Raw genomic sequence first — 26,703 nt, forward strand, 5'->3', positions numbered from 1 at the left:
AAAATCCTTATGCCAAGGTGTGGCATAAGGATTTTTCTTATTTTAATTTAAATACCATCGCTTCATATGGGCGTAATGTAATATTATCTATCGACCCGATTTCCACGTCGTAATTGTGTATTAATAACTCTGATTCACTATAGCTAATATCCTCAGGCAATTCAAATACACTTTCGTCCGCAGTAAAGTTTGCAACAACAAGAATTTTTTCGGCTCCATAAGTTCTTACATAAGCAAAAATAGAAGGATTGTTTTCTAGTATTAAATCATATGATCCATACACAATAATCTCATTATTTTTACGTAGTTCAATTAATTTTTTATAGTAGTAAAAAATAGAGTTTTCATCTTGGATTGCATGCTCTACATTAATCTCTTTGTAATTAGGATTTACCGCAATCCAAGGCTCACCTGTTGTGAATCCAGCATGCTCTTTATTATCCCACTGCATCGGTGTTCTAGCATTATCTCGGCCTTTTATATAGATAGACTGCATCACTTTCTCTATATCTTCACCGCAATCTATAACTTTTTCCTTATACATATTTAACGTTTCAATATCTCGATATTCATCAATCGATTGGAATCGAACATTCGTCATTCCGATTTCTTCTCCTTGATAAATATACGGTGTCCCCTTCATCATATGAAGTACTGTCGCTAACATTTTCGCTGATTCATTTCGATAAGCTCCATCATTCCCGAAACGCGATACAACACGCGGCTGGTCATGGTTATTCCAATAAAGGCTATTCCAGCCTGTTTGTTCTAATGCTTTTTGCCATTTTGTTAAGTTTTCTTTCAGAGTAAGGAGTGAGCACGGTTTTACATCCCATTTCCCACCTTCTCCAGAATCTAAATCCATATGTTCAAATTGGAATACCATTTGTAGTTCTTTTCTAGCTTCACCTGTATATAATTTAGCCTCTTCTGTCGTTACACCTGGCATTTCCCCAACCGTCATAATGTCATAATGAGACAATACTTCTTCATTCATTTCATGCAAATATTTGTGAATGTTCGGACCGTTCATAAAATGTTTATGCCCTGAAACATATCCTTCTTCATCCGTTTCAACAGCTGGTAAGCCTTCTTCTTTAGAAATAAAATTAATAACATCCATACGGAATCCATCAATTCCTTTTTCTAACCAAAACTTCATCATGCCATAAACATCTTGTCTTACCTTTGCATTATCCCAGTTTAAATCTGGTTGTTTTTTAGAAAACAGATGTAGATAATATTCGTCGGTCATTTCATCATATTGCCATGCAGAGCCACTAAACGCTGCTCCCCAGTTATTCGGCTCTTTCCCTTCATTTCCAGGACGCCATATATAATAGTCTCTATATTTATTATCTTTGGATTTACGTGATTCAATAAACCAATTATGTTCATCTGAAGTATGATTAACAACTAAGTCCATCATAAGTTTCATATTACGTTTATGCATTTCATGTAATAGTTCATCCCAGTCTTCCATTGTTCCGAACTCGTTCATAATTTTACAATAATCACTTATATCATAACCGTTATCATCATTTGGAGATTCATAGACTGGTGATAACCAAATTACATCAATACCCAATTCTTTTAAGTAATCTAGCTTTGAAAGAATGCCACGAAGATCCCCTATGCCATCACCATTACTATCCATAAAACTACGAGGATAAATTTGATATACTACACTTTCTTTCCACCATTGCTTTTCCATTATGCTACCCCATTTCATCTATACTATAATTTTTTCTTCTTTTTAAGGCGCAAACGTTTTCATTAATGAATGATAACAGATTCTATCTTAATTTAAAATAGCGCTTACAATATTTATTCCTCTTTTTCTAAGAAAACAAGCGAAACTTACTATATTTTCTTGCGGAAATGAAAACGTTTTATTTTTTTCCAGTGTTTTTATTTCTTTTTTGAATCTATTCGTTTATAATAAACTCAAAGAAAACGTTTGCATAAATTTCTAGGGGGAAATATCATGGCAGAGCTTAAATTAGAAAATATTTATAAAATATATGATAATAACGTAACAGCCGTAACAGATTTTAACTTACACATTCAAGATAAAGAATTTATCGTATTCGTCGGTCCTTCTGGATGCGGAAAATCTACCACATTACGAATGGTAGCTGGCCTTGAAGATATTTCAAAGGGAGAATTTTCAATTGATGGTAAGCTAATGAACGATGTTCCTCCAAAAGATCGAGATATCGCAATGGTCTTCCAGAACTATGCTCTTTATCCGCATATGAGTGTGTATGATAATATGGCATTCGGATTAAAACTTCGAAAAATACCGAAAGATGAAATTGATCGTCGCGTGAACGACGCAGCAAAAATTTTAGGGCTTGAACAATATTTAACTAGAAAACCAAAAGCGTTATCAGGTGGACAACGACAACGTGTTGCATTAGGCAGAGCAATTGTTCGAGACGCAAAAGTTTTCTTAATGGATGAACCATTGTCAAACTTAGATGCAAAACTACGTGTTGCAATGAGATCCGAAATTTCTAAATTACACCACCGCCTTGGCACAACGACAATTTATGTAACACATGATCAAACTGAAGCAATGACAATGGCTTCACGTCTTGTTGTTATGAAAGATGGAAAGATCCAACAAATCGGAACTCCAAAAGAAGTATATGAAACACCTGAAAATATTTTCGTTGGTGGTTTTATCGGTTCACCCGCAATGAATTTCTTCCGCGGAAAATTAACTGAAACCGATTTCGTTATAGACAGTTCACTAAAGATTAAAGTATCTGAAGGAAAAATGAAGTTATTACGTGAACAAGGCTATGTAAATAAAGAAATTGTTTTAGGTATTCGTCCAGAAGATATTCATGATGAACTATTATTTTTAGAAGCTTCACAATCTACTACTTTCACAACAAAAATTGAAGTTGCAGAGTTGTTAGGGGCTGAATCTATTATATATATGAAACTTGGAAATCAAGATTTTGCAGCACGTGTTGATGCAAGACATACTTTTTCACCTGGAGATCAAATTAAACTTGCATTTGATTTAAATAAAGCGCATTTCTTTGACAGTCAAACAGAACAACGTATTCGCTAAAAAATTATCTTTTATATAACATACAAAAAAAACCGTCCACATATATTGAGGGCGGTTTTCCATTATTATGCTAGGGCTTCTATTGTATGAAATGATTGTCCTCTCGTGCTAATAATACCAAAAACAGGTAAATCACTAAGCACCACTTCTTCTTGCTGTTTCATAAAAGATGACGTTAATTGTTTTATCTCTATCCAAACGTCATTAATACAAAGTACATTGGAATCGTTCTCTTGTTGGCGAGAAAAAATAGAATCTATTTTATATAGACCAGCATTTTGAAAAAGCATATCAACACGACTGTATGCCTCCATAGTAAAACTGATAACACGTTGCCAATCTCCTTGTTTTCCCATATCATAGGATACAAAAAGTGCCTCTCCGCCTAGATTCGTAATTTCTTCCACTGTTGCTTGTCCACTTTCTTGATTAATGTCCGTCACAATTACTTTTGCGCCTTGCTTAGCCAACAAAAGAGCTGTACTACGTCCAATACCGATGCCACCACCAGTTACAATGGCAACCTTTCCTGCAAGCTTCATTTTCATTACCCCTTCTATATGTCTTACCGTCATTCAGTATACTCCTTTATTAGATTAGTCCGCAAGCAGGAAAAGTTAACCTCACAACTTGTAAGCGATTACTTTTTTGTTTCTTTTTTCTTACTATTATATTGATCAAAGGTTAAACCGATAAAAATAAGAATCCCCCAAAATATTAAGCTACCTCCGGTCATTCCAAATCCCCCTTTGTTATATAACAATATTATTTATATTCATTATAGCATTAACTTAATTTTCAATCTATTCAAACGGAAAATAGGATGTTTGAATTAGCCACCGCTTCTTTAAACATCCTTCAGTAAGATGGAGAGTACTATATAGTAGATATCCAGCCCATATAAATTCCATTATATCAATTACATTTATCAAATTTCTAAAAAAAAATAAGACTTTTTATATGCAAACAATAAAAAGTCTTATTTCACTATTATAACGTATAATCTAAATATCCCTTATACCAGACTCATCACTTTCGTCTTTGCAATTAAATCATGGAAACCACAATTATCTTTGCGGAATAACATCATATATACGTTACATATTAATGGGATTCCAAGTAACAATATGTTTGGTAATAACAATACAAAAAATCGTATTATTAATGTTTGTAACGTTAGTTTTTCACTTGTTAATGAAATTACTTTTGTTCTTGTTACCTTTTTACCTACTGTAGAACCGTTCCAAATAAAGGGTAACAAAATAAAATATATAGCCATTAGCATGAAAGCTACCGTAAGGTCATATCTATAGTCACCAAAACTTATATTAAAACGATTGAAAATAGCACTATAGTTTCCGGTGATAACAGCTACTATCGCACCGTACATAACCGAGATTAAAAACATGTCAATAAGGGAAGCACCTATGCGATTCATTACAAGCGCTGGACGATGCATCTTTAACTTCATTCTATGTCGACTCCTTCATATCCTTCTTTACCCGTTTCATCGTACCACTTCTAAAAAACATTGTAAACTAGCGTTTCTCTTACTTTTCTTGTACAATGTGTTACAACAGCACTATAAAGGAGGTTCCCATATTGAAAAGATGGATAATCCTATTTGCCGCACTCTTATTAACAGGTTGTACAGGCAATACAAACCATTTAACCTATACAATTAACGACGAATATGAACTCATACATACTTTTGGAGATGCATTTGAACTTTTCCCCTCGCAAGATGCTGTATATGCTACACAATACATCCCTGCTAAAATCACAGAAATTGCTTGGGACGATAAATACATTATCGCAAAACAAATTGAGGAAAAATCAGATCCAAATAATCCCGATGCAGCAATTACAAATAAAAAAAGTGAACATTATTGGATTATCGATGTAAAGCATAATAAACGATTCGGTCCTTATAATGAAAAACAATTTAACGAACAAAAAGATGCATTTAAAATTACAGTACCTTTTCAAAGTGTAGATTCATATGTGAAAGAGCTAAAAAAACAGTCAGCATAAATTTTTATGCTGACTGTTTTCGTTTAAATACACACCTTACTTGGAAAGTGAGATATTGAAAGTTTGTGGCTCTTGAACAGTTTCATGAGTATCTCCTGCCGCTAAATCATCTGTTGTAAACTTAATATCCTTTACCTTCTCTTTTCCATCATCAAGTATTAAACCGATAATTCCGGCTCGTGTCTCACCAGGCTTATAATCTTCCCTTGATACACTCTTTGTCCCCACCAGTGTGTCTTCTTCATATAAAAAGTTTTGAGTCGCTACATTAAAATGTTGTTTATCATTAATAATAACATCATTCATAGAGAAGAATTGCATGTTCTTATTTCCACTATTTTCTACCTTATATGTAATTTCAACATACCGAATCGTGTCGCTAATCTCTGTTCCACTTAACGATGCATATAATTCAGCATCTTCTTGACTCACTTTATCTCCCAATCTACGCTTTACTTCTTCAGGAGTTAATGCCGTATACACTTTCAATGTATTTTTTGCATCTTTGCTCATTTGTGATAATGAGATAACTTTAACGTCTTGTACATGAATTTTCATTGGGGCTACTTCAAATGTTTGATTCACAGAATGAATCTGTTCTAATTCAAATGTCCCCCATCCTTTTTCTTTCACTTTTTGTCCTACTTTTTTAAGCTCACGCCCACCATACTCTTTTGTTTCTGGAATAGATTCTTTCTTTTTAGGTTCTGCCTTCTTTTCTTCTTGATGGAAGCAACCACTTAACATAAGAAGAAAACTACATAAAACAAAAATATTTTTCCATGCTTTCATCATTTAATTTCTCCTAACACTATCATTCATTAATATAAATTAGTCCCTTGCTTTGTAAACTATAGAAACAATGAGAAGTCCACAAAACGAACTTGTCAGTCCAGATACTATTATACCCCCTATTTGGAAAATATGAAAATAGGGATCTATGAACGCATGAACGATAAATATAATGGCTGCCAAACCAATAGATAAAGACCAGTACTTCCTTTTTTCCGAAGTTAAACTAGTATCTCTATCCATTCTTCTATATTTCCATAGTACATATATTAGTAATAGTAGACCGAAACATGTACTCCCATGCTGTAAAAACTTATAAATCGGAATACTATATACTTCTTGCTGTAACAGCGGCATTTTCATAACAAAATAGCCGGTCTTATGAGTAAACGCATCCCAAACGACATGCGTCACCATGCCAAACAATGCGGAATAGCAAAATACAAAAAAATCCTTCCAATTATAAAGCGCCCACTTCTCATCTACTACATATTTATAGTAACTAGCAAAAGGCTTAGGTAAATGTGTTATAAATGGTCCTTTTAAAATACAATGATATGCATACGCTAATAAAAAAACGAGTGGTAAATTCAAATATAAGAAACCAGCCCATGTATGGCCAATAATACCGTATGGCCTAAAATGTAAAAAATATTCAAAATCAGGTGCCATACTACCTAATATAAGAGCCGTTACTGAAATGTAACTTTTTTTCTTAACAAAAGGGAGAACAGCTGCTGGATGTGCAAATGTAAACGGCATGTTTAACTCCTTTTCATAATTTTAATAGAATACATACTATCATAACGACATGAATAATCTCCATGCAATATTTATTTTCACATTGGAATATGATAGTTTAAATGATATAATCCACATGAAATATTCAGAAAATAAGGAGGAGTTCATATGTCGTTAACATTTGTCTTTCTCCTTATTATTCCAATCCCTCTAATAAGTGCATACATAGGATTTTTTCGATGGAAGCATTTAAAAATTATAAAGTATATACCGTAGTTGGCTTTATTAACAAGCTGTCTTACACTTGTATTCACTCCTTTTTCAGGATCAAAATCCGTTATGAATTGAGGTTTATATATTGATTGACGTACCCTTTTTAAAAAATGTCACATTAAAAAAAGAAAATATCCCTAGTTTTTCTGCCTATCCTTACTGTCTACCCGCTATCCGATCATTACAATCACTAGCTTTCCACCCAAATGTAACATTCATTATTGGAGAAAACGGAACGGGTAAATCAACACTACTCGAAGCAATTGCAATTGCTTTAGGTTTTAATGCAGAAGGTGGAACGAAGAATTTCCGTTTTAGCACAAATGATTCACATTCATCTTTACATGAATATCTTCGAATTTCAAAAAGTTTCAATACACCAAACGACGGCTTCTTTCTTCGTGCTGAATCATTTTATAACGTTGCTTCTTATATCGATGAAATAGATGCTATAAAATCTTACGGCGGCGTTTCACTTCACGAACAATCACACGGCGAATCATTCTTCTCATTATTTATGAATCGTTTTTCAGGACAAGGTTTATACATTTTAGATGAGCCTGAGGCAGCTTTATCCCCGATGAGACAACTTTCAATGCTCATTCGAATGCACGAACTAGCTGAACAAGGTTCACAATTTGTTATTGCCACGCATTCCCCTATATTAATGGCTTATCCTGAATCTACTATATACTCTTTAACACAAGAGGGGATTTACGAATCATCTTTAGAAGAAACGGAGCATTACCAAACGACGAAACTCTTCTTTGAAAATCGCGATCGATTATTTCATCATTTATTTAAGTCATAAAAAAGAGGCAGCAATCGCTGCCTCTTTTTTATAATGCTTCTATAAATAAAGCTACTCCAATGCCGCCTCCAACACATAGCGAGGCAATACCTTTCTCTAATCCACGTCTTTTTAATTCATGAATTAAACTTACCGTAATACGAGCTCCTGTACAACCGATTGGATGTCCAAGTCCTACACCACTACCGTTTACATTCACTTTCTCACGGTCTAATCCTAACTCTTTCTCTACAGCTAAGTATTGTGCCGCGAAAGCTTCATTAATTTCAAGTAAATCTGCATCTTCTAATGACCAATCTACTTTTTCTAATCCTTTGCGAATTGCTGGCGCTGGTCCAATACCCATAATTTTCGGATCTACACCCGCTACTGAATATCCAACAATTCGAGCTAACGGTTGTAGCCCTTTTTCTTTCGCTTTTTCCTCACTCATTAATACTAAAACCGCACTTCCGTCATTAAGACCAGATGCATTTCCTGCCGTTACCGATCCATCTTTACGGAAAGCTGGTTTTAATCCTGCTAATTTTTCCGCTGTAATATCTGCACGTGGATGTTCATCTTTCGAAAATACAACTTCTTTTCTACGTTCTTTTATCGTAATAGGAACAATTTGATCGTCAAAGTATCCAGACTCGATTGCTTGCAGTGCCAATGTGTGACTGCGAAGTGCAACTTCATCTTGTTCCTCTCTTGTAATTTCATATTGTTCAACTAAGTTTTCCGCTGTTTCACCCATCATAATATGGTGAATTGGATCTTCTAAAACTTCCCACACCGTATCACGAATTTCTCCATGCTGTAGACGTTGGCCCCAGCGGTGTTGTTTTAATGCATAAGGGCTCGAGCTCATTGCTTCTACGCCACCTGCAACAATAATATCACTTACACCTAATTGAATTTGCATTGCAGCAGACATAATTGCTTGCATACCTGAAGAACATTGACGTTGAATTGTATAACCAGTAACTGTGTCAGGAAACCCTGCCGCTAATGCAGCTGTTCTTGCCGTATTTGCTTCATCAGTTCTTTGAATACAATGACCTAAAATCACTTCATCAACTTCATGTGGCTCTACTCCGCCTCTTTTTACAGCTTCCTGAAGTACAGGAACAGCTAATTCTACTGGTGTGATATTTTTTAGTGCTCCTCCGAAAGTTCCAATTGGTGAACGAACTGCAGCTGTAATGACAACATTATGCATTTTGTACTTGCCCCTCTCTTATGTACCCTAGTAAGTTTTTAGATGGAATTCCATAAGATGTATGTCTACAATTATCATACTATAAACATACTAAAAAATCAAAATATTTAATATAATAAAAATAGAAGGAATTAACCTTCTATTCTGTTAATGCATATAAGAATTTTTGCAATATCTTCTCTGTCGTTTCATTCAATTTCGGTAACTTATCTACCGGAAAATATTGAAGTTGTAACCCTTCATGATCCAACCTCATGTCTCCACTCACATAATGTGCCTGATACAGATGAATTACATTAAAAACTTCATCTCCATTTGGATAACGGAAATAAACTTCTTTTCCCGAAAGAACACCAAGAAATTGCATTATTTTTGCACTTAGCCCCGTCTCCTCGAATAATTCTCTACGAGCAGTTTCTTCCGTCGTTTCTCCTAATTCCATTGCCCCGCCAGGCACACCCCAATCATATGTATCTGAACGATATTGAAGCAATACTTCTTGATTATCATTTAATATAATAATTGCTGATCCTACTAAAATAAGTGGTCTCGTACCAACTACTTTGCGTAACTCTTCAATATACCCCAATATGTAAACTCTCCTTTCCTCATCCTTCCTTATCATAACAAAATTCTCTTCCTTTTGTTGATGTAATTTTCAACAAAAAAGGAAGCTTTCGCTTCCTTTTTTTACCGTTACCTTGCTATTTGCGGGCGGTAAGACCCCTACCTCAAAATTCAGCGAAAATAAAGAAGTTAGGTGGGGAATGAACTGCCCGTAAAAGCCCGATTGGTGAGGGATGAAGAACCACCCCACTGATTAAAGTTTCACTTTATTTCTTAAAGCTTTCGTACTTTACAGCTTCAAAAGCTTCTTCAATTTCCTCATTGCTATAATGGACATATGTAAAACGCCCTAATTCTACTAATCTAGCTATTTCCTGTAACGCTTTATGCTGATCATATATTTCTTCAATTGTAATATGTACATAAAATTTCATTAATGGATGTTCATATAAAGGTTCTCCCACCTCTACATATACATCTTCAACCCCTTGCACAACTCTTACGTAACTCGCAAATTGATAAAGTGCTTCTCTGTCTGAAACGATTTTTAATGTATACATATATTCTCCCCCTTTCCTTTACTATATCAAAAAGATGACCACACTACGTTATAGAACTATGAAATTTTTTCGACTTGTAGTCTATATTTTCATGTAATAAACAAGGCGTTTATCCATACATAGCATCTTTTCCCCACATATATTATAGGAAGAATTTTTTCATTTGAGGTGTTCCTTATGGATCCATACGTCAATATATGTATTTGCATTACTCCAGGCGCTAATGTTTCTGACGACCGCATCGCAAAAGATTTAGCAGTTGCAGAATCAATTTGGCATCCCATTACATTTCAAATTCAAGAAGTAATTGTGTTAAATGAGCTTTTCCGTTTTTCTGACCGTGAGATTAGTTATAAAAGTTCCATTCAAAGTCAGGAAAAATTAGCATCCTTTTTCCAAACGTGTGTAAATGAAGCTCCAGAATGTGATCTTTATATTTGTTATATTGGCAGTGATTATTTCAAAGAAACAGCCGTAATTGCCTGCGCTTATTCTTTAGCAAAACAACAACAACTTACTGGTTACATCGTTTTAACAAATTCGGCTGCTCCCATGAAAAATATATATACGCTCGCTCACGAAGTCGGTCATATTTTATTTACAAGACGTATTCATGGAAAACTTACTCACGCAGATCCTCATTCCCCAACTGGCTCGGAGCACCATCCTTCTCCATCAAATCTTATGTATCCGATAGTCCCGCGCCCTGAAAATGTTCATATTCAGTCTCTATTAACGAACGAACAAAAAGCACTCTCTTTACAAAGCTCTTTATTGCAAAGAAAAAAACAGTAACGATTTTGTTACTGTTTTAAAACAATGTATTCCAATCCACAAACCAAAACCCGGCTGCTAGAAATAAAAATAGGCAACTAAACATAAACGTAATACCTCTAAAAATCCCTATATAATATTTCTTTGGAAATAATTTTTTGCATATCCAAAGCAGCCATTTTCCTATTAAACCGAAGAACAAAACATAACCCGATGTGTCATCTAATTAAGTATCGAAATAGTCATCGTGTACCTTTTTCGAAAAGGTAGTATATAGCCCAAAAATCGTTAAACCTAAAAATATAATAGACAATATACCTAGAAATATACTTTGCATATTTGTTCCCTCTTAATAAAAAATTCAGTTCGTTCACTATTAATATAAAACTAGCTAACAGTTTTTTTCTCCTCATTTTTCAAAGACCATCGCATTAATACATATAAACTTCCGTACAGAAGTAAAGATTCTAACATTCCCCAGTATGGATTTTTCTCTCCTAATCCTTTAAATACAAACATAATGAATAACGGTACGATAACAGCTAATATTCCAATCCATCCAAGTATGTACGCTTCACCAATTAACAACACTAATAAGACAATTCCAGCTAGTATATAACTTTGCATAGTAGTTAATTGCAATACAGGTGTCCCATACCATTTATTCATAAACATTAATAATACTAGTAATAAAATTGGTAGCAAAGCTGCTACATAAATAATGCTAAATTCTTTTATTTTGCTCTGAAATGATGACATTTTAAAAGCAAATATAGTCCCCACAATAGTAATCATTAAAACAATTGGATACCCAATCAACTGTACATTTGTTAATGTAAATTCATGATTAGGATTTTCAAATAATATATTAGTTAGTAGCCAATATCCACCAATACCAATAATCATCCCTAAAATACTCTTTATACTCCCACTTTTATCCGTCTCCATCTCTTCCGCTAATTCTTCCGCATATTCTTTTGGTGAATCACCGAATATATCACTTACCGTCTTTCCCTCTTTCTCGCCTTCTATTAAATGAAGTTCTGCATCTTCTAGAAAAGCATCCACATCTTCTTCTTTAATTCCTTTTGTTATTAAATACACTTTCGTATCGATTAAAAACTTTTCTCCTTCTTTAGAAATTTGCATGATAACCTCTCCCTTATTTAACCGTCTCTCTTCTATTCGTCTTCATCATAATTTCAAGGAAAATTAAAATAAACAAACTTCCGTATAAACATATAATTTGAAATAACATTGGCACGAGATCTTCCGATGTAAATATTTGAAACACTAACATAATAGAAAGCGGAATGATTAAATATAAGTTTTTAAACCATCCTTCAAAATATATATTTATCGCTACTGTGATGATAAATATACCTCCAGCTAATATATAGCTTTGCGTTTGAGTGAATATAAACATTTTTGTAGGATATATCACATCTAATATCGTTACAGCCCCTATTAGAAACATTGGTACAATCATGACTAAAGACCACATAGCAAACCATGTTTTTGTAAAACTTGTTACGAAGGTCATTTTACGAAGTAAAAAATTAGGACCCATAACAACTAAAATCAATGAAAAACTATACCCAATGCACTGAATAAGTGAAATCTGTAGAATTCCGTTATTCACTATTATGATAGAAGCAATAATCCAAAACGAAACGATATTCATTACTGTAAAACCAATTTGCTTCCACGTTTCTTTCCTATCTCTTTCCATCACTTTTACAAGTTCATTGGCGTATTCTTTCGGTGAGCTTCCGAAAATTTCTTCTACACTTTTCCCATCACTCTCACCTTCTATTAAATGCAACTCTGCATCTTCTAAAAAGCTTTCAATATCACTTTCTTTCACACTCTTTGCAGTCAAAAACAATCTCATATCTAACAAAAAATTTCGTGCTTCACTTGATAGCATTATTTTTTTCTCCCCTTCCCTTCAAGCAAACGTTCTACACTACTTTGCATCGCTTCCCAGCGACCCATAAATTCATCCAGCGCTTCCTCGCCTTTTTCTGTTAATGTATAATATTTTCTCTTTGGACCAGATGGTGACTCCTTCATTACGCTTGTTATTAACCCTTCTTTTTGCATTCGTATTAATAAAGGATAAATACTCCCCTCACTCGCCATTGTAAAACCATACTTCGCTAGCTTTTCACTCATTTCATAACCGTATATTTCACCTTCAGAAATAATAGCAAGTAAGCATCCTTCTAAAATCCCTTTCAGCATTTGACTTGTCGACATAATTCAAATCCTCTCGCTATCTTGTTTTACAAGATAGATAAGCGTAAGTATCTTGCTTTACAAAATAGTATAGCAAAGACTATTTTGCAAAACAAGATAGCTGGCAATATCTTTCCAAATCTTTGCAGGATTTTTATTATCCACTCTCTAAATAGAGCAATAAGAGAACTTTTATTATGAAGGAGTGTTTTTCATCATGGTTACAAATCGAGTTGTCTTTTTAACAGGTGCTGCGAGCGGTATTGGTTATGAAATGGGAAGTGCTTTCGCCAAAGAGGTTGCTAAAGTTGTCATTAGTGATCGCCTTGAAGATCGTGCAAAAGAAGCTGCTGAACAATTGCAAAAAGAAGGCTATCAAGCTATCGGTTTAAAATGTGACGTTACAGTTGAAGAAGAAATTGTAGCAGCAATTTCTCAAACAGTTACTCACTTCGGCTCATTAGACATATTAATTAACAACGCAGGAATGCAACATGTTTCACCGATTGAAGATTTTCCAACTGAAAAGTTCGAGCTGTTAATCAAAATTATGCAAATCGCTCCTTTCATCGCAATTAAGCATGCCTTTCCGATTATGAAAAAACAAAAATATGGTCGGATTATTAATGTCGCTTCTATTAACGGCCTTGTCGGATTTGCTGGAAAAGCTGCTTATAATAGTGCGAAACATGGTGTAATCGGATTAACAAAAGTGGCTGCTTTAGAGGGAGCAACTCATGGAATTACTGTAAATGCTCTTTGTCCTGGATATGTTGATACCTCTCTTGTACGAAATCAACTACAAGACTTAGCAACTACGCGAAATGTACCACTTGAAAATGTTTTAGAAGATGTTATTTATCCTCTCGTACCGCAAAAGCGCTTGTTGCAAGTACAAGAAATTGCGGATTACGCTATGTTTTTAGCAAGCGAAAAAGCAAAAGGCATAACTGGTCAAGCTGTTGTTATCGATGGTGGATATACTGCTCAATAAAGTGAAACTTTAATCAGTCGGGTCTTACTGCCCACAAATAGCGGGATAAAAAATAAAGTTTGCTCTTCGCGAGCAAACTTTATTTTACTTTCTATCGCGAGGATCTTTCTACTTTAGTAATTGTTTAGGGAGTTTCTCAATTGCAACAATCACTCCGTCTAATTTACTTTCAATGCGATGTAGTAAATATAGCGTTACAACAATTGGAAACCCCACATTACCTATCATCCTAATCCACTCTTCCATCTTTCTCTCCTCCCTTCATTACATAAATAAGAGAACAAGAGATTCTTAGGCATAAAAAAACAAGCTATTTGTGATTAGCTTGTTTTTTCAAATAATGATGTAATTTCTCGCTTATAATCTCCATGTAAAATACCTTTCTCAGTAATAATCCCTGTAATTAATTCATGCGGTGTTACGTCAAATGCAGGGTTAAATACAGGCGTTCCAAGTGGTGCTACTTGTTTCCCAAAAATTTTCGTAACTTCTGTTTCATCTCTTTCTTCAATAACAATTTCAGCGCCTGTTTGTTTCGTAATATCAAATGTAGATAACGGCGCTGCAACGTAAAATGGGATACCGAAATACTTTGCTAATATAGCTAAATTCAATGTTCCTATTTTATTCGCAGTATCACCATTTTCAACGATTCGATCTGCTCCTACGATAATCGCATCAATTTCTTTCGTACAAATTGCATGAGCTGCCGTATTATCTGTAATAAGCGTTACATCAATTTCCGCTTGTTTCAACTCCCAAGTCGTTAAACGTCCCCCCTGTAAAACTGGTCTTGTTTCACATGCATACGCATGTAAATGTACACCTTTCTCTTTCCCAATATAAAACGGTGCTAATGCAGTACCATATCTAGCAGTCGCGATACTCCCTGCATTGCAAATTGTTAAAATTTTATCACCGTCTTTAAAACACGTTAAACCATGTTCTCCAATATTTCGGCACACTATTTCATCCTCTTGCTGAATGCGAAGCGCTTCTTCTTCTAATATTTTTTGAGCTTCTTTTATTGTAGTAATCTCTCGAATAGATTCTCTCATACGATCGATTGCCCAAAATAAATTGACTGCTGTCGGGCGTGATGTTCCTAAATAGTTACAATCTCTATTAAACTTCTTTTGAAACTCATCGATATTTATAGCATCGTATTTCTTTGCCGCAAGCGCCAAACCAAACGCAGCTACAATTCCAATTGCAGGTGCCCCGCGTACTTCTAACATAACAATGCTTTTCCATACCTCTTCAATAATCGTTAATGTTTTAAACTCAGTAATATGCGGTAGTTTTGTTTGGTTTAATACCGCAATGGCATCGCCTTTCCAACTTACAGATCTCGGAACAGTAACAATTGTACTCATGCTTTTACCCCTCCAGAAACTGTCTGTTGAAATAGTGTTCGGAAGAGTTGAATATCAGCACTCTTAGATTCATATTTTATTAGTTCTTTTCCTAAGTATAGAGCTTGCTTCTTAGCTTGAATTCTTTTTTCTTTATTTGCTATTTCATCTAAATCAGCTACATGAGCTAAGCCAATTGTTCTACGAATCAGTTCACATCCGGCAAACCCGACGGCATCAGTAAAGATATTTTGCAAAATAATTGGTAACCATTGTTTTTCTTTCGTATATGCTTCTACCCCTTCTCCAATCCATAACCTCGTAAAAGCTTCTACAAAATAACTCCATGTCTTCTCTATATGGAAAAATAGTATATTTCTCTGCTCTTCTTCTCTTGATAAAGCATTTAATAATAAATTTGCAACAAATTGACCGATATCAAATCCAAATGGACCGTACGTTGCAAACTCTGGATCAATTACTTTCGTTTCAGAAGGTGATGAAAATATACTACCAGTATGTAAATCTCCGTGTATGAGAGCCTCTTTTCTCGTCAAAAACTTATACTTATACTGTGCTACTTTTAATTTTAAAGTTTTATCACTCCACAGTTCATCAACCACTAGTTGTAACTCTGGTTCATAATCATTTGTATCATAATGACTAAACGGATCTGTAAACACTAAATCTTCTGTAATTTTGCTAAGGTCTGGGTTTACAAATGTACCTTCTAGTACCCTTTTCTCTTCTGACTGTAAACCGAAATCTGAAGTATAAAACAACACATGTGCTAGAAAACGACCAATATGTTGGGATAAAAGTGGATATCCTTCTCCATCTATTAATCCTTTTCTTGTAATTGTTAGCCTTGATAAGTCTTCTATGACTGTTATTGCTAACTCTTCATCATGACTGTACACTACCGGCACATATTCCGGCACATACTTCGCGAAAATTTGTAATGCTTTACTTTCAATCGTCGCTCTTTTTATAGACAGTGGCCAGCTCTCACCAACGACTTTCGCATATGGCAGTGCTTGTTTTATTATAATAGACTTCTCTCCATCATCTAATTTGAACACGTAATTTAAATTTCCATCTCCAATTTCATGACAAACTACATTTGCTTTCTTTTCAAAATAACCGTGTTCCTTCGCATATTGTATAGCTGTTGTTTCAGTTAATGAATAATATCCCATCGTCTTCTCCTCCTTTTCATTCAGAGGTTTTTCTAAAATAGAAAAACCCCTTTCCACAAAGAAAGAGGTTTGAAGTTTATCTTCTCCCCTCTTATCTGCCAGAAAGTAAACCTTCTGCTGGAATTAGCACCGTGCCTTTTGGCGTCATAAACGCCCCATTTCACAATGGTATTACGGTCGGTTGCTGGGCTTCATCGGGCCAAATCCCTCCACCTGCTCTTGATAAGAGTTGTATAATTTTTTAGAATTTTTAACTTTATGTTGAAGACTATACCAAGAATAAAAATCACTTGTCAACATTTTATTTGTATAATTCTGGACGTCGATCTGCAAAAACTGGAATTCCTTTACGTACCTCTTTAATCTTCTCGAATGTAAGTTCTCCAAATAAAATGGATTCCTCTTCATTTGCCTCTACTACAACTTCACCCCAAGGATCTACAATTAGAGAATGACCTGCAAACTCATTATTCGGATCCTTTCCTGCCCTATTACATGCAACAACATAACACTGATTTTCAACTGCTCTTGCTTGCAATAGCAAGCGCCAATGCGCTAAACGAACTAATGGCCATTCTGCTACAACAAATAAAACTTTTGCACCTTTAGCAGTATGAACGCGCATCCACTCTGGAAAACGAATATCATAACAAATGGTGCCAGCGCAGTCGACATCATCTAACTTAAATTCGCCTGTACTATTTCCAGCGATTAAATATTTATGTTCATCCATAAGCTGAAATAAATGCACTTTACTATATTCATTGACTAGCTGACCTTTATTAGTTACAACATACATTGTATTTGTAACACCTTGCTCTGTTTGCTTCGCTATGGAACCACCAACAATATGTACACCATATTGTTTCGACCATTCTTTCAACTTTTCTTTCGTTTCTACTCCATCCCTATCTGCAATTTCAGAAAGTCTCGTTAGATCATATCCTGTTGTCCATAGTTCTGGTAAGACGATAACATCTGGCCTTTCCTTCATCGCTTCACTTATTTTATTTTTAGCATTCTCAATATTTTTTTCTACATCTCCAAAGACAATATCCATTTGAATACATGCGACTTTCATTTTGTCAGCCCCATTCTTAATTTTTTTCTTTACAAAATACTGGAAAGATTATATCATTTGTCACTAGAATTGTAACAACTTTCAAAAGAGGTGGAAAGTATGAAATTATTTCAACCTTCTGAGATAGTAACATCATTGCCAACACAATTTTTCGCTTCACTTGTTGCAAAAGTTAACAAAGTCGTTGCAGCTGGTCACGATGTTATTAATCTAGGTCAAGGTAATCCAGATCAACCAACACCGCAGCATATCGTAAAAGCTTTACAAAATGCTGCTGAAAAGACCATTCATCATAAATATCCGCCATTTCGCGGACATGAAAGTTTAAAGGAAGCTGTGGCAACATTCTATAAACGTGAATACGGCGTAGAATTAAATCCAAAAACGGAAGTTGCCATTTTGTTTGGCGGAAAGGCCGGATTAGTAGAATTACCAATTTGTTTTACAAACCCTGGTGATACCATTCTCGTTCCAGATCCAGGGTATCCAGATTATTTATCCGGAGTTGCTTTAGCAAAAGCACAATTTGAAACAATGCCGCTAATTGCAGAAAATAATTTTTTACCGGATTACACGAAAATTGATGACACTATCGCTGAGCGTGCCAAGTTAATGTTTTTAAATTACCCAAATAATCCTACCGGTGCTACTGCATCAAAAGATTTCTTTGATGAAACCATTCATTTTGCTAATAAACATAATATATTAGTTGTTCACGATTTTGCTTACGGTGCTATTGGATTTGATGGTCAAAAACCAGTTAGTTTCTTGCAAGCAGACGGCGCCAAAGATACAGGAATTGAAATTTACACATTATCAAAAACTTTTAATATGGCTGGATGGCGTATTGCTTTTGCAGTGGGGAATGAAAGTGTCATTGAAACAATTAACTTATTACAAGATCATATGTATGTTAGTATATTTGGTGCAGTTCAAGATGCTGCCCGTGAAGCACTATTAAGTTCACAATCTTGCGTCGTAGACCTTGTAAATAGTTACGAATCTCGCAGAAACGCTCTTATTTCAGCTTGTCACTCAATTGGTTGGAATGTAGATATTCCAACAGGATCATTCTTTGCATGGCTTCCTGTACCAGAAGGATATACATCTGAGCAGTTTTCTAATATTTTACTAGAAAAAGCACACGTTGCAGTTGCTCCTGGTATTGGATTTGGTGAGCACGGCGAAGGGTATGTCCGCGTTGGTCTCTTACATACAGAAGAACGATTACGAGAAGCCATTAATCGAATTGATAAATTGAATTTTTTCAAAAAGTCATTGACAACATGAAAAATATCTGACAAAATTCAGTTATCTTAAAAATTAAAACATTTCTAAATACTTCTTATCAAGAGCAGGTGGAGGGACGAGCCCGACGAAGCCCGGCAACCGATCTACATAATTGTAGACACGGTGCTAATTCTCGCAGCATTACGCTGACAGATAAGGAGCTGGTTGTAAAAAAACCTCTCCTTAGCTGAGAGGTTTTTTTATTTAACTAGGAGGTTATAACAATGAGCGGAATTATAGCGACGTATTTAATCCATGACGATTCACATAACTTAGAAAAAAAAGCTGAGCAAATTGCACTTGGGTTAACAATTGGCTCTTGGACTCATTTGCCACACTTATTGCAAGAACAATTAAAACAGCATAAAGGCAATGTCATTCATGTTGAGGAATTAGACGAACAAGAGCATACCAATTTGTATCTAGGTAAAAAAGTAAAACGCGGGATTATTAAAATCGAATACCCGTTATTAAATTTCAGTCCAGACTTACCAGCGATTTTAACAACTACATTCGGAAAGCTCTCACTTGATGGCGAAGTGAAATTAATTGACTTAACATTTTCAGACGACTTAAAACAGTATTTCCCTGGTCCAAAATTCGGGATAGACCGTATTCGAAATCTTTTACAAGTGCATGATCGTCCCCTTTTAATGAGTATTTTTAAAGGCATGATTGGACGAAATATTGGGTATTTAAAAACGCAATTACGCGATCAAGCTATTGGTGGTGTAGATATCGTAAAAGATGATGAGGTATTATTTGAGAATTCATTAACACCACTAACAAAGCGCATTATATCTGGAAAAGAAGTTTTACAAGCAGTATATGAAACATACGGCCATAAAACGTTATATGCCGTAAATTTAACAGGACGAACTTTTGACTTAAAAGAAAATGCGAAGCGCGCAGTACAAGCTGGTGCTGATATTCTATTATTTAATGTATTTGCTTACGGACTAGATGTACTACAATCACTTGCAGAAGATGCTGAAATTCCAGTTCCTATTATGGCTCACCCTGCTGTGAGTGGTGCTTATTCATCATCCAAGCTATATGGAGTCTCATCTCCATTATTACTCGGAAAGCTATTACGTTATGCTGGTGCAGATTTTTCTTTATTCCCATCTCCATATGGGAGCGTTGCGTTAGAGAAAGAAGAAGCTCTCAACATTTCAAAGTATTTAACTGAGGAAGACACATTTTTCAAGAAGAGCTTTGCTGTCCCATCTGCTGGCATTCATCCTGGTTTCGTTCCCTTTATCTTGCGAGATTTCGGTAAAGATGTTGTTATTAATGCTGGTGGCGGGATACATGGGCATCCGAATGGAGCACAAGGTGGTGGAAAAGCTTTCCGCACTGCAATTGATGCTACTTTACAAAGCAAGCCACTCCATGACGTAGATGAAATAAATTTGCATAGCGCACTACAAATATGGGGAAATCCCTCTCATGAGGTGAAATTATGAGTATTCAAGTATTTTGTGATTTCGATGGTACGATTACAAATAATGATAACATTATGTCCATTATGGAAAAATTCGCACCACCAGAAGCAGAAGAAGTAAAGAATAGAATTTTATCACAAGAGCTATCTATTCAAGAAGGTGTTTCTCAATTATTTCAATTGCTACCTACTAATTTGCACGATGATATGATTCAATTTTTAAAAGAAACTGCCGAAATCCGTAGTGGCTTTCATGAATTTATACAATTTACAAATGAAAATAATATTTCTTTTTACGTTATATCAGGTGGAATGGATTTCTTCGTCTATCCACTCTTGCAAGGAATCATTCCCAAAGAGCAAATTTACTGTAATAAAACAGACTTTTCAGATGAACACATCACAGTGAATTGGCCTCACCCTTGTGATCATCACTGTCAAAATAATTGCGGATTATGTAAATCATCTTTAATCCGTAAATTAAGTGATACAAATGACTTCCATATTGTGATTGGAGATTCTATTACTGATCTACAAGCTGCGAAACACGCAGATAAAGTGTTTGCCCGCGACTTTCTTATTACCAAATGTGAAGAAAATCGTATTGCTTATACACCGTTTGAAACATTTCACGATGTTCAAGCTGAATTAAAACATTTGTTGGAGGTGAAATTATGAAACAACTTTTTCGTCAATGGTATGACTTAAGCGAGATTAAAAAAGAGTTAACAATACGAAATTGGTTTCCAGCAACAAGTGGTAATATTTCTATAAAAGTTAGTCATGAGCCACTTACTTTTCTTATTACAGCAAGCGGTAAAGATAAAACAAAAACTACTCCAGATGATTTTCTATTAGTAGATCATCTAGGGGTTCCCGTATTAGAGACTGAATTACGCCCTTCAGCAGAAACAATATTGCATACACATATTTATAACAATACGAATGCCGGATGCGTACTTCATGTTCATACAACTGATAACAATGTCATCACAAATTTGTATGGTGATGCAGTCACCCTTCAAAATCAAGAAATTATTAAAGCTCTTGATATTTGGGAAGAAGGTGCAACGATTCACATTCCTATTATTGAAAACCATGCTCATATCCCAACACTTGGAGAGGACTTACGAAAACATATACAAGGAGATTCGGGAGCAGTATTAATCCGTAATCATGGTATTACCGTATGGGGCCGAGATAGCTTTGATGCAAAGAAAAGATTAGAAGCTTATGAGTTTTTATTCCAATTTCATATAAAACTATTATCAATTCAAGGAGGCGTTTCTAATGGCGCAAATTCGTATTCATGAAGTAAATACTCGCATTGAAAATGAGGTGGAAGTATCAAAATTTCTACAAGAAGAAGGCGTTTTATATGAGAAATGGAATATTTCTAAACTTCCTACTCATTTAAATGAAAATTATTCATTAACAGATGAAAACAAAGCTGAAATATTAGCGGTGTTTTCAAAAGAAATCGCTGATGTTTCAGAGCGCCGAGGTTATAAAGCATATGATGTGATTTCACTTTCTAGTAGCACACCTAACCTTGATGAGTTATTAATTAATTTCCAAAAAGAACACCATCATACTGACGATGAAGTTCGCTTTATTGTCAGCGGTCATGGCATCTTCGCTATTGAAGGAAAAGATGGTCGATTCTTTGACGTTGAACTTGAGCCTGGTGATCTTATATCTGTACCTGAAAATGCAAGACATTATTTTACCTTACAAGATGATCGCCAAGTTGTAGCTATTCGTATTTTTGTTACAACAGAAGGTTGGGTTCCAATTTATTAAGGTAGCTAGTTGAATAAAAGATTGGAACCCCTTTTCCAATCTTTTATTCACTCTACATATATACATCCTCCTATGGAACAGGCTTATTTCATAACATTGAAGTAAGCCTGATTTTTTATTCACTAAAATAATTTGTCCCTTTCGTTTATTCAAATCACACTTCCATTTTATCAAGTACATTTTGGAATACTTTTTGAACATTTATTGAACTTTTTTTGAATTTTTTCTGAAAATTCTGTTTTACGTATGATATACTACAACTAATAAGAAGGAAAAGAATATTGCAAGCAGAGGGGGATAATCATGAGTTTACTTATCGCACTTATACTAGGAGTTTCATGTGGAGCTATTCCTGTCATTTTAGGAGCTATTATGGAAGAATTAGAAGTTGGTGTTTTAGGTTTTGCAGCATCTTGTGTAAGCGCTTTATTTTTCGGTTTGTACGGTGCTATTCCTGTTTCTATCCTGTGCGCATTTTATATACTACGCCATGCTCGCGCGAAACAGTTTGGTCCTAATCACATTGCACAAGTTATTCCATTCCCAATTGAACGATGCCGCCGCGCTTCCAGCCTATAAATTATCCAACTTAAATATTATGCCTGCCTAAATAAATAAAAAGTCCTCAGATGAGGACTTTTTATTTATTTTCTTCTAGAAATTGAAACAATTCTTGCAAATGAAGTGCATCTTCACTATAGCTAACGGATACGTGACATGTCCCTTCAATCTCAGCATGCATATAAAGGGCAATTCCATCTCGATCATATTTCAATGCCAAATAAAAATCCATTTCCTCTAACATCTTTTTCGAAGTTCGGATAACATAATGCCCTTTCTCATCTCGTCCATATTCGAAACTTGGCTCAAAATCGTATTTTTGTTTAAAAGCTTCTTTTTGCTTATCATTAATCTGTACACAAGTTGATTGCTGCACAGCATCAATCATCTCATCAAACTTTTGGAGATCCATCTCACTTACCCCCTATGTATTTTTTGTATAACACTTGCGTTCCGCTATTCTCTTCTCCAGCTGCGATTAGTTCTTCATACAATTCCTTCGCTAAGGTTAAACCCGGTACTGGTAATTGTAGTTTTTCAGCTTCATCTAAAGCAATCTTCATATCTTTCATAAAATGCTTTACATAAAAACCAGGTTCAAAATCTCCCTTTAACATTCGAGGAGCTAAATTACTTAATGACCAGCTACCTGCTGCTCCTGTTGAAATACTCTCTAATACTTTATCTGGATCTAGTCCAGCCTTTTTCGCATAAGCAACAGCTTCACATACTCCAATCATGTTGGAAGCAATTGCAATTTGATTACACATTTTTGTATGTTGTCCACTCCCTGCTGGTCCTTGCAGCTGAATATTTGTTCCTAGTTTTTCAAATAACGGTAAACATTTATCATATATTTCGTTCTCTCCACCGACCATAATTGCGAGTCTTGCTTCTTTCGCACCGACGTCTCCTCCAGATACAGGCGCATCTAACGTATATATATTCTTACTTTTACCAGCTTCATTAATACGTTTTGCCAATGTTGGTGTAGATGTCGTGAAATCAATTGCGATCGTGCCTTCATTTGCATTCTCCAAAATCCCATCTATCCCAAAATACACTTCTTCTACATCATGTGGATATCCAACCATAGTCATTACAACATCAACTTGCTTTACTAACACTTTCGGTGTATCACACCAAATCGCACCCTCCTGTACTAAAGAATCCGCTTTTTCTTTCGTTCTATTATACACATATACTTTATAACCACTTTGCATTAAATGGTTAACCATACTTTTTCCCATCACACCTATACCAATGAAACCTATTGATAAATTTTTATTTTCCATCTTCTCATCCCCTTTGTTCTAATAAATCATTTACCATCTTTCGAAATTCCTTATTAAAATCATCATCCAAACCATTCTTCACATTTGAGAATAAAATAACAAACGTTCCTTTTTCTTTATTGAAATTATTAAACGTATTCCAACCAGATAATACACCATGATTATGAAAATAGTCCGGATATATATAAAAACTAAATGCATATTTCCGTTCTGCTGAAGGTGTAAACATCGCTTGTATACTTTGTTCAGAAAGAAGCTTTCCATTTATAATCGCTTCATCTAATTTTTTCATATCCCCTACCGTCGTATACATCTCACCAGATCCATATAACCAGTCCATTCCTAATTTTTGCGCTGGTACAAGTTCTTGATCTTTCTTCACATAACCCTTCGTGAAATTTTCATCTCCAGGTACCATATTTCCCATACCTGATTCATGCATCTCTGCCTTTGTAAATATATTTTCTTTTATATAATCTCCTAAAGGCTTTTTCGTTATATTTTCTATAATATAAGCGAGCACCATATAATTATAATCCGTATACTTCCAACCTGTCCCTGGTGGAAAATCTAACTTTTGACTTCCAATCCAATTTATTAAATTTATACGTGAAGCTACATTAACCTTTCCTTTCCCATTTTCCGGTAAACCAGATGTATGCGTTAATAAGTGATATAACGTAATGTTTTTATCTGCTGGAAATGAAGGAATGTATTTATTTACATTCTCTTGAATATTTAACTTCCCTTGTTCTTGCAACTGTAAAATGGACGTAGCAACAACTGTTTTCGTAATAGAACCGATACGATATTTTGTTTGAGGCGTATTTTCTATTTTATTTTGAACATCAGCATATCCATATCCTTTATTCAATATAACATGCTCTTTATCTGCCACCAAAACTGTCCCATTAAATTGCTTTCCTACTAAATATTGATCTAACTTTTGAGATATACTAGCATAATCAATTTTTTGTACTTCTTCTATATTATCCTGTACCTCTGACTCAATAGCGGGAGTTACCTTTGTTGTTAATACTGCTTGTTCCTTTAGATCGGGACTATAGAGAAAATAGTATACTCCGCTGCAAACTACAACAGACAGTGAAGCCATAATCATTATTTTTTTTTTCATATTGTTCCTCCATAATTACTTCGTGAAGAATGGTCCCCCATATTCTATTATCAGGCAATAAAAAAAAATCGCAACAATTTGTTGCGAAAAATCACATTTTTTCCTTTCTATATATACATACTTGATTTTTCCCATTTTTTTTTGCTTCATATAATGCAATATCCGCTCTTTGCATTAATTCCTCTTTAGTAATTCCTTGCTCATATAACGCAACTCCAAAACTCGCTGTTAATTTCGAAATTCCAGAGAACTGCTTTGTTTCAATGAAAAATCGTAACGATTCCGCAACTTGAAACGCTTCTTTTTCTACCGTATCTGTCACTAATATTATAAATTCTTCTCCTCCCCACCTTGCAAATATATGTTGATGTTCAACTTTAAATTTCATAAGATCTGCAAGTTGTACTAATGCTAAATCGCCAAAATCATGACCATATGTGTCATTTACTGATTTAAAATTATCTATATCAAACAAAATAAGTGCTATTTTTTCATCATTACGTATTACATTCTCCCACTCTGTCTCCAATATTTGTTGGAATTTCAAACGATTATATATTTCTGTCAATGAATCTATCATAGCCAGTCTTTCTTGCTCTTGATAGATTTCATCTAATTCTGTAATCTCTGTGCATTTTACTATAAATCGCGATAAGTCTTCTGGTAATGGTGTCGCACGTAATAAAAAGGTAGAAGCTTCCCCTTCATAATTGTGCATCTTAATTCTTCTTCCATTTGATAACGTATCATCCAGCCATGTTACATCGTGAGTCGTTGAATAGTATCCGGTCTCTCTTATAAGATGTTCTGCAAACACTAAATGTTGTTCACGATAGGTAAATAAATTATCATATCCGAAAAACTCTAAAAAATTCGTATTACAATCAACAATCTCATCATCTTCTACTATAAATAATAAATCATTTTGAAAATCAAACATCGTTTGAAGTAATTCCTGCTGCAAACTTACTTGTCGCACTAAAGAAAGTTGATATAAACTCTTATTCACTTCCTCTAGTACTACTTGTGGAGTTACTGGTGCTATAACAATATTACGTATTCCTAACAGTAGTAAATCTGCAAACTCATTGTTTATCTGTTGATCCCAAATGATAATGAATGTGCTCTGTGAATTATATATATTCTTTATATATTTTATTTGAGCAAAATCTGTTACATACATAATTACAATATGCGGTCTAGTTTTATGAAACAACATTTCTCCTTCTTCAAAACTATTTGCTATAAACATACATTTTGGATGGACGTTTTCTATCGTTTGTTGATGTGCGCATCCATCTTCTATATAAAGGACATTCAACTGAAGATCTTGTAATACATTTTGGAAAACAGTATTCTCTAATAAAAAATGTAGTATGTTCATCACTAGTCTTCACTCACTTCATATATCTTGTTCTACTGAATTCCTCACAATCATTTTATAAAAGATAGTTCTCA

The 26,703-nt window shown here is 34.7% G+C and carries 31 protein-coding genes, 1 pseudogene and 2 riboswitches; of the genes and pseudogenes, 11 read left to right on the plus strand and 21 right to left on the minus strand.

Translation table 11 applies throughout. From position 1 onward, the window contains the following. Positions 1-37: 37 nt before the first annotated feature. Positions 38-1,714, minus strand: a complete 1,677-nt coding sequence (locus BAU27_RS17885) for a glycoside hydrolase family 13 protein (RefSeq protein WP_071771547.1) — start codon at positions 1,712-1,714, stop codon at positions 38-40. 273 nt (positions 1,715-1,987) lie between these two features. Here BAU27_RS17885 and BAU27_RS17890 point away from each other — a divergent pair, with 273 nt between their 5' ends. After that, positions 1,988-3,088, plus strand: coding sequence for an ABC transporter ATP-binding protein (locus tag BAU27_RS17890; RefSeq protein WP_071746910.1), 1,101 nt, complete (start codon positions 1,988-1,990; stop codon positions 3,086-3,088). A gap of 65 nt (positions 3,089-3,153) precedes the next feature. Here BAU27_RS17890 and BAU27_RS17895 read toward each other — a convergent pair whose 3' ends face one another. The 3 genes from BAU27_RS17895 to BAU27_RS17905 form a co-directional block, all read right to left on the minus strand. Then, the gene (locus BAU27_RS17895; protein ID WP_071771548.1) at positions 3,154-3,663 is read right to left on the minus strand and encodes an SDR family NAD(P)-dependent oxidoreductase; all 510 of its coding nucleotides are present in this window, start codon (positions 3,661-3,663) and stop codon (positions 3,154-3,156) included. A gap of 65 nt (positions 3,664-3,728) precedes the next feature. Beyond that, a complete protein-coding gene (locus tag BAU27_RS17900; protein ID WP_000145641.1) occupies positions 3,729-3,824 on the minus strand; it encodes a hypothetical protein in 96 nt (31 codons plus the stop codon). A gap of 279 nt (positions 3,825-4,103) precedes the next feature. After that, positions 4,104-4,559 (minus strand): RDD family protein, encoded by a 456-nt coding sequence (locus BAU27_RS17905; protein WP_000769075.1) that lies wholly within the window; start codon positions 4,557-4,559, stop codon positions 4,104-4,106. A gap of 131 nt (positions 4,560-4,690) precedes the next feature. On the opposite strand from BAU27_RS17905, the gene BAU27_RS17910 reads away from it, so the two are divergent. Beyond that, positions 4,691-5,122, plus strand: coding sequence for a DUF3997 domain-containing protein (locus BAU27_RS17910; protein WP_071771549.1), 432 nt, complete (start codon positions 4,691-4,693; stop codon positions 5,120-5,122). 36 nt (positions 5,123-5,158) lie between these two features. On the opposite strand, the gene BAU27_RS17915 is transcribed toward BAU27_RS17910, so the two are convergent. Further along, positions 5,159-5,917, minus strand: coding sequence for a hypothetical protein (locus BAU27_RS17915; RefSeq protein ID WP_071771550.1), 759 nt, complete (start codon positions 5,915-5,917; stop codon positions 5,159-5,161). A 36-nt stretch (positions 5,918-5,953) separates the two neighbouring features. Further along, positions 5,954-6,676 carry a DUF4184 family protein gene (locus BAU27_RS17920; RefSeq protein ID WP_071771551.1) on the minus strand — a complete coding sequence of 241 codons (723 nt, stop codon included), beginning with the start codon at positions 6,674-6,676 and terminating at the stop codon, positions 5,954-5,956. Between the two features lie 337 nt (positions 6,677-7,013). On the opposite strand from BAU27_RS17920, the gene BAU27_RS17930 reads away from it, so the two are divergent. After that, a complete protein-coding gene (locus BAU27_RS17930; protein ID WP_071771552.1) occupies positions 7,014-7,739 on the plus strand; it encodes an AAA family ATPase in 726 nt (241 codons plus the stop codon). Positions 7,740-7,767: 28 nt separating this feature from the next. Here the strand turns inward: BAU27_RS17930 and BAU27_RS17935 are convergent, their stop codons facing one another. From BAU27_RS17935 to BAU27_RS17945, 3 genes are all read right to left on the minus strand, one after another. Continuing rightward, positions 7,768-8,943: an acetyl-CoA C-acetyltransferase gene (locus BAU27_RS17935; RefSeq protein ID WP_071771553.1), complete on the minus strand. Its 1,176-nt coding sequence runs from the start codon at positions 8,941-8,943 to the stop codon at positions 7,768-7,770. A gap of 139 nt (positions 8,944-9,082) precedes the next feature. After that, positions 9,083-9,532, minus strand: coding sequence for an NUDIX hydrolase (locus BAU27_RS17940; RefSeq protein WP_071746918.1), 450 nt, complete (start codon positions 9,530-9,532; stop codon positions 9,083-9,085). Positions 9,533-9,776: 244 nt separating this feature from the next. Beyond that, positions 9,777-10,070, minus strand: a complete 294-nt coding sequence (locus tag BAU27_RS17945) for a DUF3928 family protein (RefSeq protein WP_071746919.1) — start codon at positions 10,068-10,070, stop codon at positions 9,777-9,779. Positions 10,071-10,247: 177 nt separating this feature from the next. Between BAU27_RS17945 and BAU27_RS17950 the strand changes: the two genes are divergently transcribed. Continuing rightward, positions 10,248-10,865 (plus strand): DUF955 domain-containing protein, encoded by a 618-nt coding sequence (locus BAU27_RS17950; RefSeq protein WP_071771554.1) that lies wholly within the window; start codon positions 10,248-10,250, stop codon positions 10,863-10,865. A 16-nt stretch (positions 10,866-10,881) separates the two neighbouring features. Here BAU27_RS17950 and BAU27_RS31900 read toward each other — a convergent pair. The 4 genes and pseudogenes from BAU27_RS31900 to BAU27_RS17970 form a co-directional block, all read right to left on the minus strand. After that, a pseudogene (locus BAU27_RS31900) lies at positions 10,882-11,181 on the minus strand (DNA-binding protein). Positions 11,182-11,231: 50 nt separating this feature from the next. Beyond that, entirely contained in the window at positions 11,232-11,993 is a 762-nt protein-coding gene (locus tag BAU27_RS17960) for a DUF1129 domain-containing protein (protein ID WP_071771555.1), read from the minus strand. Positions 11,994-12,006: 13 nt separating this feature from the next. Next, positions 12,007-12,774 carry a DUF1129 domain-containing protein gene (locus BAU27_RS17965; RefSeq protein WP_071771556.1) on the minus strand — a complete coding sequence of 256 codons (768 nt, stop codon included), beginning with the start codon at positions 12,772-12,774 and terminating at the stop codon, positions 12,007-12,009. Next, positions 12,774-13,106, minus strand: coding sequence for a PadR family transcriptional regulator (locus BAU27_RS17970; RefSeq protein ID WP_071771557.1), 333 nt, complete (start codon positions 13,104-13,106; stop codon positions 12,774-12,776). Before BAU27_RS17970 ends, BAU27_RS17965 begins: the two co-directional genes overlap by 1 nt. 196 nt (positions 13,107-13,302) lie before the next feature. On the opposite strand from BAU27_RS17970, the gene BAU27_RS17975 reads away from it, so the two are divergent. Continuing rightward, positions 13,303-14,079 carry a 3-hydroxybutyrate dehydrogenase gene (locus BAU27_RS17975; protein ID WP_071771558.1) on the plus strand — a complete coding sequence of 259 codons (777 nt, stop codon included), beginning with the start codon at positions 13,303-13,305 and terminating at the stop codon, positions 14,077-14,079. A 108-nt stretch (positions 14,080-14,187) separates the two neighbouring features. Here the strand turns inward: BAU27_RS17975 and BAU27_RS17980 are convergent, their stop codons facing one another. The 4 genes from BAU27_RS17980 to BAU27_RS17995 form a co-directional block, all read right to left on the minus strand. Next, positions 14,188-14,325 carry a YvrJ family protein gene (locus BAU27_RS17980; RefSeq protein ID WP_000393342.1) on the minus strand — a complete coding sequence of 46 codons (138 nt, stop codon included), beginning with the start codon at positions 14,323-14,325 and terminating at the stop codon, positions 14,188-14,190. 74 nt (positions 14,326-14,399) lie between these two features. Then, positions 14,400-15,455, minus strand: coding sequence for an S-methyl-5-thioribose-1-phosphate isomerase (gene mtnA, locus BAU27_RS17985; protein ID WP_071771559.1), 1,056 nt, complete (start codon positions 15,453-15,455; stop codon positions 14,400-14,402). After that, the gene (gene mtnK, locus BAU27_RS17990) at positions 15,452-16,633 is read right to left on the minus strand and encodes an S-methyl-5-thioribose kinase (protein ID WP_071746927.1); all 1,182 of its coding nucleotides are present in this window, start codon (positions 16,631-16,633) and stop codon (positions 15,452-15,454) included. The genes mtnA and mtnK overlap by 4 nt, the downstream gene beginning before the upstream one ends. 88 nt (positions 16,634-16,721) lie before the next feature. After that, a riboswitch (SAM riboswitch) is annotated at positions 16,722-16,862 on the minus strand. 72 nt (positions 16,863-16,934) lie between these two features. Beyond that, positions 16,935-17,714 carry a carbon-nitrogen family hydrolase gene (locus BAU27_RS17995; RefSeq protein WP_071771560.1) on the minus strand — a complete coding sequence of 260 codons (780 nt, stop codon included), beginning with the start codon at positions 17,712-17,714 and terminating at the stop codon, positions 16,935-16,937. A 99-nt stretch (positions 17,715-17,813) separates the two neighbouring features. On the opposite strand from BAU27_RS17995, the gene BAU27_RS18000 reads away from it, so the two are divergent. The 6 genes from BAU27_RS18000 (at position 17,814) to BAU27_RS18025 (ending at position 22,833) form a co-directional block, all read left to right on the plus strand. After that, a complete protein-coding gene (locus tag BAU27_RS18000) occupies positions 17,814-19,004 on the plus strand; it encodes a pyridoxal phosphate-dependent aminotransferase (RefSeq protein ID WP_071771561.1) in 1,191 nt (396 codons plus the stop codon). Positions 19,005-19,056: 52 nt separating this feature from the next. Then, positions 19,057-19,164, plus strand: a riboswitch (SAM riboswitch). Positions 19,165-19,228: 64 nt separating this feature from the next. Next, on the plus strand, positions 19,229-20,473 hold the full coding sequence (mtnW, locus tag BAU27_RS18005) for a 2,3-diketo-5-methylthiopentyl-1-phosphate enolase (protein ID WP_071771562.1): 1,245 nt from the start codon (positions 19,229-19,231) through the stop codon (positions 20,471-20,473). Next, positions 20,470-21,129: a 2-hydroxy-3-keto-5-methylthiopentenyl-1-phosphate phosphatase gene (locus BAU27_RS18010; RefSeq protein WP_071771563.1), complete on the plus strand. Its 660-nt coding sequence runs from the start codon at positions 20,470-20,472 to the stop codon at positions 21,127-21,129. Before mtnW ends, BAU27_RS18010 begins: the two co-directional genes overlap by 4 nt. After that, a complete protein-coding gene (locus BAU27_RS18015) occupies positions 21,126-21,764 on the plus strand; it encodes a methylthioribulose 1-phosphate dehydratase (protein ID WP_071746932.1) in 639 nt (212 codons plus the stop codon). The genes BAU27_RS18010 and BAU27_RS18015 overlap by 4 nt, the downstream gene beginning before the upstream one ends. Continuing rightward, complete coding sequence (locus tag BAU27_RS18020) at positions 21,742-22,254, plus strand: 1,2-dihydroxy-3-keto-5-methylthiopentene dioxygenase (RefSeq protein ID WP_071771564.1); 513 nt, start codon at positions 21,742-21,744, stop codon at positions 22,252-22,254. The genes BAU27_RS18015 and BAU27_RS18020 overlap by 23 nt, the downstream gene beginning before the upstream one ends. 303 nt (positions 22,255-22,557) lie before the next feature. Further along, positions 22,558-22,833: a hypothetical protein gene (locus BAU27_RS18025; RefSeq protein ID WP_071746934.1), complete on the plus strand. Its 276-nt coding sequence runs from the start codon at positions 22,558-22,560 to the stop codon at positions 22,831-22,833. Positions 22,834-22,894: 61 nt separating this feature from the next. On the opposite strand, the gene BAU27_RS18030 is transcribed toward BAU27_RS18025, so the two are convergent. From BAU27_RS18030 to BAU27_RS18045, 4 genes are all read right to left on the minus strand, one after another. Continuing rightward, a complete protein-coding gene (locus tag BAU27_RS18030) occupies positions 22,895-23,227 on the minus strand; it encodes a DUF3909 family protein (RefSeq protein ID WP_071746935.1) in 333 nt (110 codons plus the stop codon). 1 nt (position 23,228) lies between these two features. Continuing rightward, positions 23,229-24,110, minus strand: coding sequence for an NAD(P)-dependent oxidoreductase (locus BAU27_RS18035; RefSeq protein ID WP_071771565.1), 882 nt, complete (start codon positions 24,108-24,110; stop codon positions 23,229-23,231). A 4-nt stretch (positions 24,111-24,114) separates the two neighbouring features. Then, positions 24,115-25,245, minus strand: a complete 1,131-nt coding sequence (locus BAU27_RS18040; protein ID WP_071771566.1) for a serine hydrolase domain-containing protein — start codon at positions 25,243-25,245, stop codon at positions 24,115-24,117. 91 nt (positions 25,246-25,336) lie between these two features. Continuing rightward, positions 25,337-26,629: a GGDEF domain-containing protein gene (locus tag BAU27_RS18045; RefSeq protein WP_071771567.1), complete on the minus strand. Its 1,293-nt coding sequence runs from the start codon at positions 26,627-26,629 to the stop codon at positions 25,337-25,339. Positions 26,630-26,703: the final 74 nt, after the last annotated feature.

The sequence above is a fragment of the Bacillus sp. NH11B genome, from assembly GCF_001884205.1.
In the GTDB taxonomy this organism is placed as follows: domain Bacteria; phylum Bacillota; class Bacilli; order Bacillales; family Bacillaceae_G; genus Bacillus_A; species Bacillus_A proteolyticus.